The 15,650-nt window shown below is 60.3% G+C and carries 15 protein-coding genes; 11 read left to right on the top strand and 4 right to left on the bottom strand.

Translation table 11 applies throughout. The annotated features are described in order from the left end of the window. Positions 1–650: 650 nt before the first annotated feature. The 11 genes from IVB22_RS08785 (at position 651) to IVB22_RS08735 (ending at position 12,176) form a co-directional block, all read left to right on the top strand. Positions 651–1,718, top strand: a complete 1,068-nt coding sequence (locus tag IVB22_RS08785; protein ID WP_247516890.1) for an efflux RND transporter periplasmic adaptor subunit — start codon at positions 651–653, stop codon at positions 1,716–1,718. Continuing rightward, positions 1,715–4,771, top strand: coding sequence for an efflux RND transporter permease subunit (locus tag IVB22_RS08780; RefSeq protein ID WP_247516889.1), 3,057 nt, complete (start codon positions 1,715–1,717; stop codon positions 4,769–4,771). The genes IVB22_RS08785 and IVB22_RS08780 overlap by 4 nt, the downstream gene beginning before the upstream one ends. 660 nt (positions 4,772–5,431) lie before the next feature. Continuing rightward, a complete protein-coding gene (locus IVB22_RS08775) occupies positions 5,432–5,971 on the top strand; it encodes a Na+/H+ antiporter subunit E (protein WP_247516888.1) in 540 nt (179 codons plus the stop codon). After that, positions 5,964–6,251, top strand: a complete 288-nt coding sequence (locus IVB22_RS08770; protein ID WP_247516887.1) for a monovalent cation/H+ antiporter complex subunit F — start codon at positions 5,964–5,966, stop codon at positions 6,249–6,251. The genes IVB22_RS08775 and IVB22_RS08770 overlap by 8 nt, the downstream gene beginning before the upstream one ends. After that, the gene (locus tag IVB22_RS08765; RefSeq protein WP_247516886.1) at positions 6,248–6,541 is read left to right on the top strand and encodes a monovalent cation/H(+) antiporter subunit G; all 294 of its coding nucleotides are present in this window, start codon (positions 6,248–6,250) and stop codon (positions 6,539–6,541) included. Before IVB22_RS08770 ends, IVB22_RS08765 begins: the two co-directional genes overlap by 4 nt. Next, positions 6,538–7,479, top strand: coding sequence for an MnhB domain-containing protein (locus IVB22_RS08760; RefSeq protein WP_247516885.1), 942 nt, complete (start codon positions 6,538–6,540; stop codon positions 7,477–7,479). The genes IVB22_RS08765 and IVB22_RS08760 overlap by 4 nt, the downstream gene beginning before the upstream one ends. Continuing rightward, entirely contained in the window at positions 7,476–7,817 is a 342-nt protein-coding gene (locus IVB22_RS08755; protein ID WP_247516884.1) for an NADH-quinone oxidoreductase subunit K, read from the top strand. Before IVB22_RS08760 ends, IVB22_RS08755 begins: the two co-directional genes overlap by 4 nt. Next, complete coding sequence (locus IVB22_RS08750) at positions 7,817–9,349, top strand: complex I subunit 5 family protein (protein WP_247516883.1); 1,533 nt, start codon at positions 7,817–7,819, stop codon at positions 9,347–9,349. Before IVB22_RS08755 ends, IVB22_RS08750 begins: the two co-directional genes overlap by 1 nt. Positions 9,350–9,363: 14 nt before the next feature. Further along, positions 9,364–10,977: a proton-conducting transporter membrane subunit gene (locus IVB22_RS08745; RefSeq protein ID WP_247516882.1), complete on the top strand. Its 1,614-nt coding sequence runs from the start codon at positions 9,364–9,366 to the stop codon at positions 10,975–10,977. Between the two features lie 133 nt (positions 10,978–11,110). Next, positions 11,111–11,578, top strand: coding sequence for a hypothetical protein (locus tag IVB22_RS08740; protein WP_247516881.1), 468 nt, complete (start codon positions 11,111–11,113; stop codon positions 11,576–11,578). Between the two features lie 124 nt (positions 11,579–11,702). Beyond that, the gene (locus IVB22_RS08735) at positions 11,703–12,176 is read left to right on the top strand and encodes a DUF992 domain-containing protein (protein ID WP_247516880.1); all 474 of its coding nucleotides are present in this window, start codon (positions 11,703–11,705) and stop codon (positions 12,174–12,176) included. Positions 12,177–12,253: 77 nt separating this feature from the next. On the opposite strand, the gene IVB22_RS08730 is transcribed toward IVB22_RS08735, so the two are convergent. The 4 genes from IVB22_RS08730 to IVB22_RS08715 all read right to left on the bottom strand — a co-directional run bounded on the left by IVB22_RS08730 (position 12,254) and on the right by IVB22_RS08715 (position 15,648). Beyond that, positions 12,254–12,958 carry a carbonic anhydrase gene (locus tag IVB22_RS08730; RefSeq protein ID WP_247516879.1) on the bottom strand — a complete coding sequence of 235 codons (705 nt, stop codon included), beginning with the start codon at positions 12,956–12,958 and terminating at the stop codon, positions 12,254–12,256. Positions 12,959–13,039: 81 nt separating this feature from the next. Beyond that, positions 13,040–13,753 (bottom strand): Bax inhibitor-1/YccA family protein, encoded by a 714-nt coding sequence (locus IVB22_RS08725; protein ID WP_247516878.1) that lies wholly within the window; start codon positions 13,751–13,753, stop codon positions 13,040–13,042. A gap of 93 nt (positions 13,754–13,846) precedes the next feature. Continuing rightward, on the bottom strand, positions 13,847–14,476 hold the full coding sequence (locus IVB22_RS08720) for a hypothetical protein (protein ID WP_247516877.1): 630 nt from the start codon (positions 14,474–14,476) through the stop codon (positions 13,847–13,849). A gap of 335 nt (positions 14,477–14,811) precedes the next feature. Continuing rightward, entirely contained in the window at positions 14,812–15,648 is an 837-nt protein-coding gene (locus tag IVB22_RS08715; protein ID WP_247516876.1) for a hypothetical protein, read from the bottom strand. Positions 15,649–15,650 lie beyond the last annotated feature (2 nt).

Genomic DNA, 15,650 nt, shown 5'->3' with positions numbered 1-15,650 from the left:
TTGATATCCGAATAGCGTGAACTCACTTGGCACAATTTGCATAGTTCATCTTTATTCGAGTTTTCCAGTTTTGCGCGGTCGCAATTAAAGATTGAACGCGATTTCAGTCACTTACTGACTAGAGTGGGCACCGCCCAAAAACACCCCAAATTACCTACCGCGGTCGAACCACCAGGTATTTTTGAACTGCTGCGGCCGAAGTCCGGAAAGAACTCCCAACAAGTACTACGCACGCCCAGTGCATTTTCCGATAGCGGGCAGCTATCCGTCGGCCCAAGATCCTCGACGGAAACGTGATGAAGAACTGCGACACGTTCGTCCGACATCCTCACTAGTGGCCGCTGCAGAAAGCTGTTCCGCCGACTTTCTTCGGCAGATGTTGCGGGCTTTGCATTCCTGTTTCGCAGGCCAGCATGAGGACACAGACCAGACGAGACTCAAAAGGGGGCGACAGCGCCAGCCGGCGCGGCGTAGCCGTCATACGCGCGGCACCCTTACTCAAGGCCGGGGCAATCAGTAGGAGCGCTCAGTATATTTGCTGATGGCGGGGGTTCTTCGTCCGACCGAAAACACCTATCGGGGTCTGTCTGCAGCTCATAGGTCTTCCTATGCCTTCACGCTCCGGCAGGACGAAATTGTATCGACGGCTGATGATGGCGCTTATTACGATAGCGCCGGCATTGTCGCTCGCCGCCTGTCAGAGAGAGACAGACACCGCAGCTCCGGCAGCCCGTCCAGTTCGGACCATAACCGTTGAGAAGCGCGAGGCTGGCGAGGCGCTTACATTCACCGGCCGCATCGAGGCCGAGGATGAAGTGAGCTTGGCGTTTCGAATTTCCGGGCGGCTGTTGGAAAACAGCGGCAAGCTCGGAGACCGGGTGGAAGCCGGACAAATAATGGCACGACTTGAACCGCAAAACGAGTTGAACACATTGCGGCAGGCGCAGGCAGCTCTCGCGGCCGCCCAGGGGCAATTGACGCAGGCGCGCAATCATTACGAACGCCAGGAGACGCTTCTTGCGCAGGGATGGACGACGCGGGCCAATTTCGAGGTCGCGACGCAAGCGCAACAAACCGCTCAATCGCAAGTGGATGCCGCCGAAGCCCAGCTCCGTACCGCTCACGATTTGGTGAGCTTCACCGAACTCAAGGCCGATGCGCCGGGGACAATAACCGCAACAGGCCCCGGCGCGGGGGAAGTTGTTCAGGCGGGGCAAATGATCGCCAGGCTTGCACGGAAAGACGGTCGCGACGCGGTTTTTGACGTTCCGGCCCAGTTGCTTCGATCAGCACCCAGCAATCCCCAGATCACCGTCAGCCTGACGGACGATCCGGCAGTGACTGCGCCCGGACGAATTCGCGAGGTCGCCGCTCAAGCCAATCCTGTAACCCGGACCTTCGAGGTCAAAGTCGGCTTGACTGACCCTCCAGCAGCCATGCGGCTTGGGGCAACCGTCGTTGGGCGCATGCAAACCGATGCCGTGCCGATCATCGACATCCCGGCAACGGCACTAACGAAGATCAATCAGCGACCGGCGGTGTGGATTGTCGATCCATCAACCAAAACGGTTTCAATCCGAAACGTCGACGTCTTGCGCTTTGACCAGGCGCGGGTAGTCGTTTCCCAAGGGCTAGACACCGGCGAAGTCGTGGTTACAGCGGGCGTTCAGGCCCTTCACCCGGGCCAGAAGATCCGTCTGCTCGGGTCAGAGCCATGATCAATCTCTCCGAATGGGCGCTCAACCACCGCTCGCTCGTCGCCTACATCATGATCGTTGCCGTCATCGCCGGCGTCTTGTCCTATTTCCGACTTGGCCGCAGCGAAGATCCTACCTTCATCATCAAGACCATGGTCGTTCAGGCTGCCTGGCCGGGAGCGACTGTCGAAGAGACGCTCAAGCAGGTAACCGAGCGGCTTGAGCGCAAACTGCAAGAAACGCCTCACCTCGATTTTCTGCGCAGCTTCACGCGTGCCGGCAATACGACAATCTTTGTCAACCTGAAGGGCAGCGCGAGCGAGGCGGAAGTTCTCGACACTTGGTATCAAGTTCGCAAGAATGTCGGTGATATCCGCCACACGCTTCCGGCAGGAATTGTTGGGCCCGGCTTCAATGACGATTTCGGTGATACGTTCGGGATTATCTATGGCTTTACGAGCGACGGCTTCACGCATCGCGAACTGCGTGATCGTGTCGAGGATATCCGCTCGAAGCTGCTCCTGGTGCCTGACGTATCAAAAATCGAATTGTTGGGGGCACAAGACGAGAGGATCTTCGTCGAGTTCTCGATAAAGGAACTCGCCAGCCTGGGGCTCGACCGATCTGCACTGATCGCTGCGCTGCAAGCGCAGAACATCGTACGGCCAGCCGGCACGATTCAAACCGGTTATGAAAGTCTTTCGCTGCGGGTTTCAGGCGCATTTGCATCGGAACAGGATGTCGCGAACACCAACTTCGTCGCTGGCGGACGCGTGCTCCGCCTTAGCGATATCGCGCAGATACGGCGTGATTATTCCGACCCGCCGCAACCGCAATTTCGTGTAAATGGCGAACCGGCCATCGGGCTTGCGATCGCGATGCGGGACGGCGGTGACATTCTTGCTCTCGGTGCAAACATCAAGCAACTGATGGCGCGGGTCACCGCAGACTTGCCTGTCGGCATCGAGCCGAAGCTCATTGCGGACCAGGCCGTCACCGTCGAAGGCGCCATCTCGGAATTCATGACGTCGCTGCTACAGGCGATCGCCATTATTCTCGTCGTGAGCTTCATCAGCCTCGGCGTCCGACCCGGCTTGATCATCGCGCTTTCCATTCCGTTGACGCTGGCCATCGTCTTTCCGATCATGCAAATGGCGGGCATCGATATGCAGCGCATATCCCTCGGCGCGCTGATCATCGCCCTCGCATTGCTCGTCGACGACGCGATGACGACGACCGACGCCACGCTCAATCGTCTGGCGGAAGGCGACGACAAGGTCGATGCCGCGACATACGCGTTCCGGACCTACGCATTTGCCATGCTCGCGGGAACGCTGGTGACGATCGCCGGTTTCGTCCCCGTCGGCTTTGCGGCCAGTTCGGCGGGAGAATACACATTCTCGCTCTTCGCGGTGGTCAGCATCGCGCTGATCGTGTCCTGGTTCGTTGCGGTGATCTTCGCGCCGTTGCTGGGTGTCGTCATTCTTAAGCCACCGAGGGCCGCGGCGACCGCCGAACCGGGGAGAATTTTCCGATGGTATCGGAATTTCCTTACCTTCGCCATGCGCGCGAAATGGCTAACGATTTTCGTTTCGTTGGCCCTCTTCGTAGCATCCTTTCTCGCGCTTCCGCTCATCCCTCGGCAATTCTTTCCGTCCTCGGATCGTCCGGAGTTGCTAGTTGACCTCAGTCTGCCGCAGAATGCGTCGATCTATGCCAGCGAAACCGCGGCGCAACGCCTCGATGCAGCCCTGAAGGGCGACCCGGATGTCGCCCGCTGGAGCACTTATGTCGGTCGCGGCGCCATTCGCTTCTATCTGCCACTCAATGTTCAGTTGCCGAACAACTTTTTCACCCAGGCGGTAATTGTTGCAAAGGACGTTGCGGCACGCGAACGCCTTCGCCTGAAGCTGGAAAAGATCCTGGCAGAGGAATTTCCAAGCACAATTTCGCGGGTCTCCCCGCTTGAACTTGGGCCTCCGGTCGGCTGGCCGGTACAATATCGCGTCAGCGGACCTGACGTAGATCAGGTGCGCGAGATCGCTCTCAAGCTCGCCCAGATCATCTCGACCAATCCCAAAGCCGAAAAGGTCAATTTTGACTGGATAGAGCCCGCCCGGCAGGTACGAATTCGTGTCGACCAGGATGAGGCGCGCCTGCTGGGCCTCAGCTCGCAGGCATTGGCCAGCGTTCTGAATACCGTAGTATCCGGCACCTCCGTTACCCAGGTGCGCGATGATATCTATCTGGTCGATGTCATCGCACGTGCGACGGATGAACAGCGTGTCTCGCTTGCCACCCTGCGCACCGTGCAAGTGCCACTGCCGGGCGGGCGAACGGTTCCGCTCAGTCAGTTTGCGACCTTCGAATACGGGCAGGAATATCCCTTGATCTGGCGGCGCGACCGCGTTCCGACCCTGACGGTGCAAGCCGACATCGTCGCGGGAGCCCTGCCGGAGACGGTAGTGAGCTCACTTTCGTCCGATGTGGAGGCCCTGACAAAGACCCTCCCTGCAGGGTATCATATCGTTGTCGGCGGGACTGTCGAAGAAAGCCAGAAATCACAGGCCTCCGTCATCGCCGTCGTGCCGGTCATGTTGCTCATCATGCTCACCGTCCTCATGGTGCAGCTACAAAGCTTCCAACGGTTGTTCCTGGTGCTCAGTGTAGCGCCTCTTGGTCTGATCGGTGTCGTCGCCGCGCTCCTGCTGTCTGGCAGGCCGCTGGGCTTCGTTGCTATTCTCGGCATCCTGGCGCTGCTCGGCATGATCACCAAGAATGCGGTGATCTTGATCGGCCAGATCGAGGCGGAGCGTTCGCAGGGAAAAAATGTCTGGGAAGCCGCCATCGATGCCAGCAGCTCCCGTTTCCGCCCGATCATGCTCACCGCTGTGTCCACCGTTCTCGGCATGATACCGATCGCTCCGACGGTGTTCTGGGGGCCAATGGCCTTTGCGATCATGGGAGGCTTGTTGGTCGCGACGATTCTGACGTTGATCTTTCTGCCTACGTTGTACGTTGCCTGGTTCAGAGGAACAGAAGAATCGTCGAGTCTTTCGTCGAGTCCAGCATAATTCATGTAAAATGCCAATCGTGCGTGAGGTCACGTTCCAGTGCCTTCCATCGAAGCCAGATCCTCAAAAGCCGAAACAAGGAAAAGGCAAATTCATTTGCGTTCGGCTGCGTTATTCCCACCCAAGAGCCGAGGCAACTTTGCGCATCTGCGACAAGGGTGATTCCTCATCTTCACCTAGGTGATCACCCGATATCGTGGTGCACTCCAACCGTGCATTGTGCCGATACCTTAAAGTGGAGACGATGATGCAGAACCCGAAGGCAGGATTCGCATTGGCTCTGCTTGTTCCCGCGCTTCTCGCATTGTCCATTTCTGAAGCGGGGGCGCAGAAGCAGTCAGCCGATGCGGCACGAGCGGAATGCTTCAGGCAAGCCAATGAGGCGGCAGCAACAGTCAATATAGCTAACCCCTCTGCGACTGCAGAGAGAAACGCCAGGGGTGTTTCGGCCTATCGCGAATGCGCCAGGCGAATGGGAATCCGTCCCTGATGCAGTGTCGTGACATGGTTGCAGCTCCGTTGGAGCAGCAGCCGAGCTGGCTTTACTCCGGGCCATCGCCGAATGAAACTCTGATCCTCTCCAGCTGAGTTGATGTCGATACGCCAGTGGGTGTCCGAAGCACCCGCTACCGGATCGAACGATATGGAGGTCAGCGGGTCATGAACTCATCGGAGGAGCAAAGCAGACCGGCGGAACCGCGCGTGAACGGTCCAGGCACTCTTGGGAGTGCGATTTCCCGCGCTGCCGGGTTTTTTGGTTTCTGGCTGGTGCTAACCGGCGCCGATGCTGACGATCTTGCGGCCGGGTTGTTTGCTGCTGTTGCGGCGACCTGGGCAAGTCTGCGCCTGATGCCGGCGCAGCAGTGGAGCCTGCGTCCCATCAAGCTCGCCGAATTCGCACTGCACTTTCTGCGTCAATCGATCGCTGCCGGGATAGACGTCGCATTGCGGGCGCTTGATCCTCGGCTGCCGTTGCGGCCGGACTTCGTGGTCTATCAAACGCGCCTCCCCCCGGGCACAAGGAGAGATACGTTCTGCGCAATCATGAGTTTGCTGCCAGGCACGCTTCCGTGCGGACCCGCCGCAGGCAACGGCCTAAACATTCATTGTCTCGACGTGACGCAGCCGGTGGTCGAGCAGCTGGCTGCGGAGGAAGCCCTGTGCGTGCAGGCACTCGGAGGAGCGCAGCGCAATGACTAGCTTCCTGTTCGGAGCCGCGGGCTTCGTGCTGACGATGGTAGCGCTCGGTTTGGTCGTGATTCTTCGGCGCCCGGCCGAAGTCGACCACATGATGGCGGCGCAGCTGCTGGGCACGGGTGGCGTCGCGATACTTCTTTTGCTGGCCGCGGCGACCGAAATACCGTCGATCGTGGACGTTGCATTGCTGTTGGCGCTGTTTGCTGCGTTCGCGGCCGTCGCGTTCGTTAGAAGCGCGTCCGACCAGGAGAGCGAGGTCCTGAAGGCAACGAGCGACGGATGAACCTCGCGTTTGACATCTTCACCGTTTCCGTCGTCTCGGCCGGCGCGTTCTTCTTCTTGGCAGGCACGGTCGGCTTGCTCCGCTTCCCGGACTCGCTGACACGCCTGCACGCGCTCACCAAAGTGGACAATCTTGGCCTTGGCCTTGTCGTCGTGGGCCTGTTGCCACAAGCGAACGGACTATTCGGCGCGTTGAAGTTGGTGAGCATCTGGCTGCTGGTCCAATTGTCCGGCGCGATTGTGACACAGCTCATTGCAGGCGCGGTTCGACAACGCGGATCAGATGGATGACCATTTTGTCTGCTTTCGATATCGGTCTTGTCGTCCTGATCCTGGGGATCGGAGCTTCGACCATCGCTGCACGCGAAGCGTTCACAGCCGTTATCGGCTTCGTCGTCTACGGGTTGCTGTTGTCCATCGCCTGGGTCAGGCTCTCTGCGGTCGATGTCGCGCTGACGGAGGCGGCGATCGGCGGCGGAATGACCGGCATGTTGATTCTCGGTGCGGTCGCACGCCTGCGACTTGCCAAAGGCACCGACACCCGGGCCAGCCTGCCGGTGCGTTTTGCGGCGGGGGGATTGTGCGCGCTTGTCGCGGCAGGCCTTGCAATCGCCATCCTGTCTCCGCCCGAAGCTATTCCCACGCTTGCACCTATGGTGATGGAGAATCTGGCGCAGAGTGGCCTCGGCAATCCTGTCGCCGGCGTTCTGTTCGTTTACCGCGCGCTCGACACGCTGCTCGAGAAAGTGGTCCTGATACTCGCTTTGCTCGGCGTCTGGTCGTTGGCGCCGGATAGCGTGTGGGGCGGAATACCGGGGCTGCGTGTCTATGCACAGCCAAGCAGCACGCTGACTTTTCTCGCCCAGCTTCTGCCACCGGTAGGAATCGTGGTGGCAATTTATATGTGCTGGGTCGGCGCGAAAGAGCCGGGCGGCGCCTTTCAAGGCGGCACGGTTTTGGCCGCGATGTGGCTCCTTGTCATGATCGCAGGCCTGAAGAATGTACCTTCCATCAGCCAGCCTTGGTTACGCCTGCTGCTCGTCGTCGGACCGGTGATTTTCCTTGCTATCGGACTCGCCGGGATGGTGTTGGCGAATGCCTTTCTTGATTATCCATCGGGCTACGCCAAACCGCTGATTATCGCGGTGGAGGTCGCCTTGACGCTTTCGATCGGTGTGGCACTGGGCCTGCTGGCCGCAGGCCCGCCGGAACGGGTGCAACAGCAATGAACGCTGCAACGTTGTTCGGGTTATGTGGCGCAGCGCTGGTAGGCTTCGGATTGTACGGGCTCGTCACAAATCCCGAGCCGCTACGCAAGATACTGGCATTCAACCTGCTGGGAAGCGGCGTGTTTCTGGTGTTTGGCGTCGTGTCCAGGAGGGCCGCAGCTTCCGGCCTCGGGGGTGATCCCGTCCCGCAGGCGATGGTCATTACCGCGATCGTTGTTGCCTTCGCGGCTACGGCCATGGCTATCGCCCTGGTGCTGCGGCTTTTGCAGGAAACCGGCCGATCCACGCTCAACGCCGATAATTCTGGAGGCACGAATACGGACAGAGGCAACTCCTGATGCCGGACGCAAACGTCTTGCCCGATGCGACAACGACAGATGGAGCTCTTCTTGTTCTGGCGATCGTATTGCCAGCCGCGGGCGTTCTGTTGTCGTTCGTCCTCGGGGGGCGGTACGCTGAAAGGATTGCCTCCGTCCTGCTGCCCTCCGGTTTCATCCTTGCAACGATCATTTTCGGCGACGTGTGGCAAAGCGGCCACCGGCTGGTCTACATCGTTGGGGATTGGAAGCCCCCGCTCGGTATTGCGTTGCGCGCCGACGGACTTTCGGCGGCGATGATGGTGGCAATGGCCATCGTGATCTGCGCGGTCGCGATCTTTGCACACGCGGACTTCGGCATGCGCGCCGGATCCGTCGAAGCCCGCGCACCGTTCGCGTTCTGGATCCTGCTGATGGCGATCTGGGGCGCAATGAATATGGTCTTCCTGGGCGGAGATCTGTTCACGTTATACGTCGCGATCGAGCTCCTCACCTTCGCCGCGGTACCGCTGGTCTGTCTCGATGGCCGGGCGGAGACATTGCAGGCCGCGCTGCGATACCTGCTCTTCGCCCTGCTCGGCTCGATTCTCTATCTGGTCGGAACGGCCCTGCTCTACGGCAGCTATGCAACGCTCGACATCGTCCTGCTCTCCCGCCGGGTTCATGCGGAACCCGCGACACTTGTTGCCGCCACGCTGACGACCATCGGACTCTTCGCCAAGACCGCTCTCTTTCCACTGCATCTATGGCTTCCGCCAGCCCATGCCGGTGCGCCGGCGGCCGCCAGCGCGGTTCTGTCGGCGGTGGTGGTGAAGGGATCGTTCTTCATCATCGTGCGGCTCTGGTTCGACGTCATGCCAGGATTGCTCGGTCCAGTCGGCGCGCAACTGTTCGGCGCGCTGGGGGCGGCGGCAATTGTATTCGGCAGCGTCGTCGCACTGCGACAGCAGCGACTGAAGCTCCTGATCGCCTATTCGACGGTCGCGCAGATCGGCTACCTGTTCCTGATGTTTCCGCTAGCCCTCGACACGGCGTCGGCGCAGCTCCAGGGCAGCGGCGCTTTGACCGGCGGCATGCTTCAGGCGATATCGCACGCAACAGCGAAGGCGGCCATGTTCATGGCCGCTGGGCTTATCTACGTGGTGCTTGGACATGATCGCATCGCCGAGCTTGGAGGGATCGCGCGGGCGATTCCCATGACGATCTTCGCATTCGCACTTGGTGGAGTGTCCCTGATCGGGTTGCCGCCAAGTGGCGGCTTTCTGGCGAAATGGCTGCTGCTCGAGGCGGCGGTCGCGACCGGTCAATGGTGGTGGGCGATTGTGATGCTCGCGGGAGGCCTATTCACAAGCGGCTATATGTTCATCGTGCTGTCGAGCGCAGTTGCGCCGTCGGGCGAGCCTCTCAAGCTCCGCGTCGCTGTGCCGAGATATCAGGAAGCAGCGGCGCTGACGTTGGCGCTGACGTCGCTGTTGCTGGGTCTGGTCGCGCTCGGCCCTATCGATATCCTCCAGGTTGGCCGCGCGGATTCAATGATGGTTGGGCCGCGATGATTGGGGAAAGTACATTGCTGGCCAGCGCCTTCGTCGTGCCGCTCGGCATGCTCCTCGCCTGCCTCTGGCCGCGGGCGCTGAACCGGATGCCTTCACTGCTGGCGTTCGCCCCGATCCCGGCGCTGGCCGCGGTGTTGCTTGTCGCCTCAGATTCCTCGTTCGCAATTGGTTCGACACGCCTCCATTTGACCTTCGCCCTGGATCGTCCAGGAGCCATGCTGCTGGGCGTTGCGGCGCTGTTGTGGATCGCATCAGGTGCTTACGCTTCGCAGTATCTGCAGGGCCGACCCAACCGAGGGCGATTCGTGGTGTGCTGGTTGACGACGCTCACTGGCTGCCTCGGCGTATTTCTGGCCGCCGACATGGTGGGCTTCTATTTTCTTCTCGCGCTGCTCACGCTCGGAGCCTGCGGCCTCGTCATCCACCACGAAACGCCCAGCGCATGGCGCGCCGGCGCGGTCTATATCGGGCTCGCCCTGCTGGCCGAAGCCCTCCTGCTAATGGCCTTTGTGCTGCTGGCCGCGCAAATCCCGGGGGATAGCCTGTTGATTCGCGACGCCGCGGCAGTGCTGCCGATATCGCCTCAGCGCGACCTGATACTTGCCCTGTTGATAGCTGGCCTCGGCATGAAGGCGGGCCTCGTGCCATTTCACTTCTGGATGCCACTGGCATATTCAGCGGCGCCGACGCCAGCTTCTGCCGTGCTGAGCGGTGCGGTCGTCAAGGCAAGCATCCTTGGAATGATCCGGTTTTTACCCCTCGAAACCGCGCTGCCCGATTGGGGCACGGCACTCGCAGCCGCCGGACTTTTTGCCGCGCTCTACGGCGTCGTGATTGGAATCACGCAACGAAACCCCAGGGGAGTGTTGGCGTATTCAAGCGTGAGCCAGATGGGATTCATCATCGCGGTCATTGGCATGGGAATGCTCGCAGGGGATGGCCGCGCTGCACTGGCGGCGGCCTTCTACGCCGCGCACCATGTCCTGGTGAAAGGCGCGCTGTTCCTGTCAGTGGGCGTGATCGCCGCGACCGGCAGCCAACGCCTATGGCCGATGCTGCTGCCCGTGGCGATCATTGCGGTGGGCCTCGGTGGACTCCCGCTGACGGGCGGCGCATTGGCGAAATTCGTTGCCGACGAGCTACTGGGAGACGGCCCCGCCAGCACGATTGCAACGCTGTCTGCGGTTGGCACAACGCTGCTGATGTTACAGTTCTTGCGCAGCCTTGCGAAGTCGGCATCGCAAGACCCGCAAGCGACAGCAGCCGCAGGACTAGTCTGGCCGTGGCTGGCGACCGCCGTGGTTTCGCTCGTCGTGCCGTGGACGCTGTACCTGACGGTCCCGAGCGGAACGCTGCCTGACCCGCTTTCTCTCGCAGTGCTATGGAAAGCGCTTTGGCCAGTTCTGCTGGGTGCCGTACTGGCAATTGCGCTGTGGCGTTGGTGGCGTTCGTTGCCACGCATTCCCAAGGGAGACATCATTGTGGCGCTGGATAGCGGAATGCAGATGGCTGTCACGTCGGGCAAGGCGCTCGAGCGAATGGACAGCGCTCTTCGTCAGTGGCCGACTGCCAGCGTTTCGTTGCTCATACTGACCATCGCGCTAGGTGCAGCGGTGTTCACGCGGTAGAAATGGCGCGCAGAATCGCCGCTGCGCGCCCGCTTCGCTACCCTGCCGGCGTTCGTGCCAAGCGACATGACGGAAACTACCACGAGGAAGAAGGCGACTACACCCACCGCCAGCCGCAGCGGCGACGTCCCCTGTGCCACCAGCAAACCCAACGCCGGCGACGGCGACCGCGACGACGGCTCGGATTAACAACGACTACCTGGGCCTTCACTGCCAGGTCATCGACCTTGACGTGATTTCCCTTGGCGGTGGCCAATGGCATAGCATCCGCGCCTTCCGGCGCGACAGCCCAACCGATCGTTCCGACGCCGGCCATAACGACGACGGCACCAGGCAGAACATTCGTGAGCATCGCGCGGCGACTCATTGCAACCATGAGTTTTCTCCTTCGTTCGAAGGTTTTTTTCAAACGCTGCAGAAGCCACAACACTTGTCAGGTGAAGTCGCCTGGCCCTTTGCACCGCAAACCTACGCTCATCTAAATTCAACTCAGCTTGTCGATCAATCGGGGGATTCATCTGGACGGGTCAGGGTTTTTTCCTATCACCTCGCGCGCAAGACATCGGCATCATATGGCAGGTCGCCTTTCGGCAGTTCCTGATTGCGGTTCCCGTGAGTACACCATCATGCGGATTGATTGCGGACGACAGCGGCACAGGGCGCGCGGTTTCACTTTCCAATTCATCTCCGCAATCAGTCGTCCGGGTTCGTTGGCAGCGGCGGCAATGTCCAGAATTCGCCTGCGGGCGATCGCATGTGCATTCCTGGCCGTTCTTTTCGGCGCGGCAACCGCGCAAGCCCGGCCGCCTTTTCGAATCGGCGGGCTGACATGCAACACCGGTCCGAGGGTCGGACTGGTCCTTGGCTCGCGGCAGGATATGCGATGTGTTTTCGTTGCGAGCGCAGCGGGACAGCAGTACGTCTACACAGGCACGATCAGGCGCCTTGGCGTCGATATCGGCGTGACAAGAGGGGGAACATTGTTCTGGGCTGTCTTTGCACGAAACAGCCAGATCGGCCGAGGCACGCTAAGAGGAAGTTACGTAGGTGCCAGCGGCAACGTTGCCGTAGGCCTGGGTCTGGGCGCCAAGGTGCTGATCGGCGGATCCCGCCGCACGATAATGTTGCAGCCGTTGTCGGTCGAAGGCCAGATCGGCGTTAATTTGGCGTTGGGCGTAGCGCGTCTCACCCTTCGATGAATGCCGCGGCGCATGCATCAGGCCTGTTACCAGAGAGCACCCAGATTGAGGGTGGAATGTTTATCGGCGTTATTCGACTAGACCAAGGCAACTTTCCCTGTGGTAAGATCATATACTCCACCGACCACGCGAAGCTTCTTCTTGGCCACCATCTCCGCCAGAATCGGGGTTGCCTGTTCCAGCCGCTTCACATTATGGCGTACATTCGCGACAACCGCGCGCTGCTCAAGATCCGGCCCGGCTTTCTTCATTTCCTCTTCAATACCCGGCTTCATGGCCCGCACCAGATCCGCGATATGCCCGGGCAAATCGTTGCCTTTCTGAAGTGCCGCTACGGTGGCATTGACCGCGCCACAACTGCTGTGGCCGAGCACCATAATCAACTTGGTGCCAAGCACTGCAGCGCCAAACTCCAAACTCGCGAGACCCTCGGTCGTTACGAAATTTCCTGCAACGCGAACGACAAACAGATCTCCTGGTCCTTGATCAAATGCCAGCTCGGGTGCGATCCGAGAATCTGCGCAGCTTAAAATTGCTGCAAAGGGAGCCTGACCAACTGCGCGGCTCGCGCGTCCAGCAGAGAAATCCCTCTCGCGCGGCTGGTTCGCCACATAGCGCTCATTGCCCTCGGTCACTAGTTTCAACGCTGCATCTGGCGTGTCGGCCGCCGACACGGGCTGAGCTCGAGCGACACGCCCGACGAGAGGAATCGTTGCGAGTGCAGCGCCCCCCAGCAACAGCGACCGACGGCTGGGATCTGCTTGCAAACAAGAATCGCACATAGGATTTCTCCTTCCCTGTTTTCATTAATCCCCATTGCCCTCCCCTTCTCCATTCGCTCCGCGCTTCTGAAACGGCATGCTTTAGCGCCGCCCTCCCATCAGACGCAGCAGCATCATGAAAAGGTTGATGAAGTTGAGATAGAGCGAAAGCGCGCCCATCACGGCCTTGCGGCCCGCCGAAGTGGCGTCATCGCCGCGATCGTACATACCCTTGATGCGCTGGGTATCGTAGGCCGTGAGGCCCGCAAAGACGCCGACGCCGATGATGGAAATCATCCAGTCCAGCCCGCTCGATCTCAGGAACAGATTGACCAGGCTCGCGATAATGATGCCGATCAGACCCATGAACAGAAAAGTTCCGAATCCCGACAGGTTTCGCTGGGTGGTGTAACCCCAGATGCTGAGCGCACCGAAGGCTGCTGCCGAGATAAAGAACACCCGCGTGATCGAGGACTGCGTGTAGATGTGAAAAATGGTCGACAATGAAATCCCGACCAGGGCCGCATAGAGGAAGAACAATGCTCGCGCAGCTTCCACTGACAATTTGTTGATCCGGGCGCTGATAAAAAACACCAGCCCCAGCGGCGCCAGTATGAACACCCACATCAGCGGACTCTGAAGTAATTCAGGGCCGGTGAACTGATAGGTAAAAAACGCGACAACGCCGGTGAGGCCAACGCCCGCAGCCATGTAGTTGTACACGCGCAGCATGTAAGCGCGCAGGCCGGCGTCTATCGCGATGGTGCCGTCGGCGGGAAGACCGGGAGCGGCTACATTTCGATCGTAATCCGACATGGTCTTGTTCCTCCCTGATCCCCGACGACCCGCCGGGGCGCTTCTCACCGAAGCCCATAAGCCTGATCTACCGATCAGTTGGATTTCTCGCCCTTAATCATTGTGGCTCCCTTCCGTCGTGGCCTTTGACTGTTCAGGAAATGCGGCCGTCGTGCGCTCGGAGTCCACGGGATGCGTATCGCCCCAATAGGACCAGAAGGCCATGGCGAGCCCGACAAGGAACACCACTGCCAGAATCAGAAACAATGCGGATTGCTTGACCCACGAGATCGCCGGAACCGCCAGCGCCAATGCAAGGCCGAGAAACCCGATTTGAAGCGACCGCAGGTGAACACCGGCGAGGAACGTACCTAGCGCCAGCAATATGAGAAGGACGAGACCGGTGGCCAGCGTAGGCAGCACCTGCTGCACGCCGGAAAACAGCATGATGTTCATCGTCACCAGAACAGCCAGCCAATGCAGCGCCTGAGTCCACATCAGTCGAAAGCGAGCTTGCTTGTCCTCGAGCTCCGACCATTGGGTAATGACGCATACGAGGCCCATCACGATGGCCAGAAACTCCCAGTAACCGACGAGAGGCCGCTGCGAAATGTTGGTATAGGCCACACCTCCGATTGCCAGCGCGAGTATGGCGAGGAATGGCAGCTGGCGGCGAACAAGGCTGATCTTGCTTGCGCTATGATCCTCGGTATTGTGACCTAACGACGCATGAAGTTCAGTCATGAGCAATACAATTGCGGCATCTGCCCGTCTGTGGCTATCCCGCCCTCCAACATGTTCCAACTCCGCCGACTTGCACCGGCGATGCAACTGAGACTAGTCAGTCGCTCAGCTACTGCGCGATGGTCGGCGTTCTTGCCAACGAGAAATGGATCGCAGTCGTAGACCTGCACGCGTGTCCGCACGCCGCACCGACGATGTTTCAGCGAAACTGCACTACTGCCGCACCGCGCGACATCAGATGATCACCTTAGTTGAGACAAAGAATTACCCTGAAAGACAAATGCTTCCGCCCGTATTCTCTGTCGGTGCCAGATGCGGCAGCGATGTGCAGGGGGTCAATGAGGTTCCCAGATCGGCGCGTCGGTGAACAGGCCGCCCTCGGCAAAACCGATGCCGTAGATCAGGACCGCCCCGAAGGAGAAGCTGACCAAGCCCGATGCCACGCGGAGCCGCCAATTGAATTTCGGCAGATTGACAGCCGTGAACGTAAACGGCGCCGACAGGATCAGCGTGATTAGCATCATTCCGACGATAGTCCCGAGCCCGAACAGCAGTAGATACCCGAGCGCGGCCATTGGTTCGCGGATGATAGACAGGATCATCAGTGCGACGGCGGCCGACCCTGCCAGGCCGTGCACGAGGCCGACCACGAAGGGTCGTAGCCAGTCATAGAGCGCGATCCGGCCGAGCCCACTGCGATCGAGCCGCGCCAGCGGCGTCTGCTCTTCGGCGTGCCCGTGCGCGCCGGGGCCGTGACCGTGCGGGTGCCGGTGCAAGTAGTCGCCGTGCGCATGGACGTGATCGTGGACGTCGAGCTCATGTACGCCGGGAGCGCCCGCATGCGCATGGGCCGCGCCGCCCGCGCGGGCCATGCCTGTCAAGGTGAGAACGCCGAGCAGGACGAGCATGATGCCGACGGCAAACTCCATCGACATGCCGAGCCGCGGCGGAATGACGACCCCGAACACGATGATCGCCGCGCCGACCGCCATGACCGTGACGGTGTGCCCGACGCCCCAGGCGGCGCCGATCAATGCCGAGCCCCATACGCTGCGCTCGCGACTGACGATCGTCGCAATGGCGACCACATGGTCGGCGTCGGTCGCATGCCGCATCCCGAGGAAGAAGCCGAGAAACAGGAAGGACACGACGTTCAGGGCGGCTTCGGTCATTG

Source organism: Bradyrhizobium sp. 190 (genome assembly GCF_023073415.1).
Lineage (GTDB): Bacteria > Pseudomonadota > Alphaproteobacteria > Rhizobiales > Xanthobacteraceae > Bradyrhizobium.
This window is presented reverse-complemented; position numbering and strand designations above follow the sequence as displayed.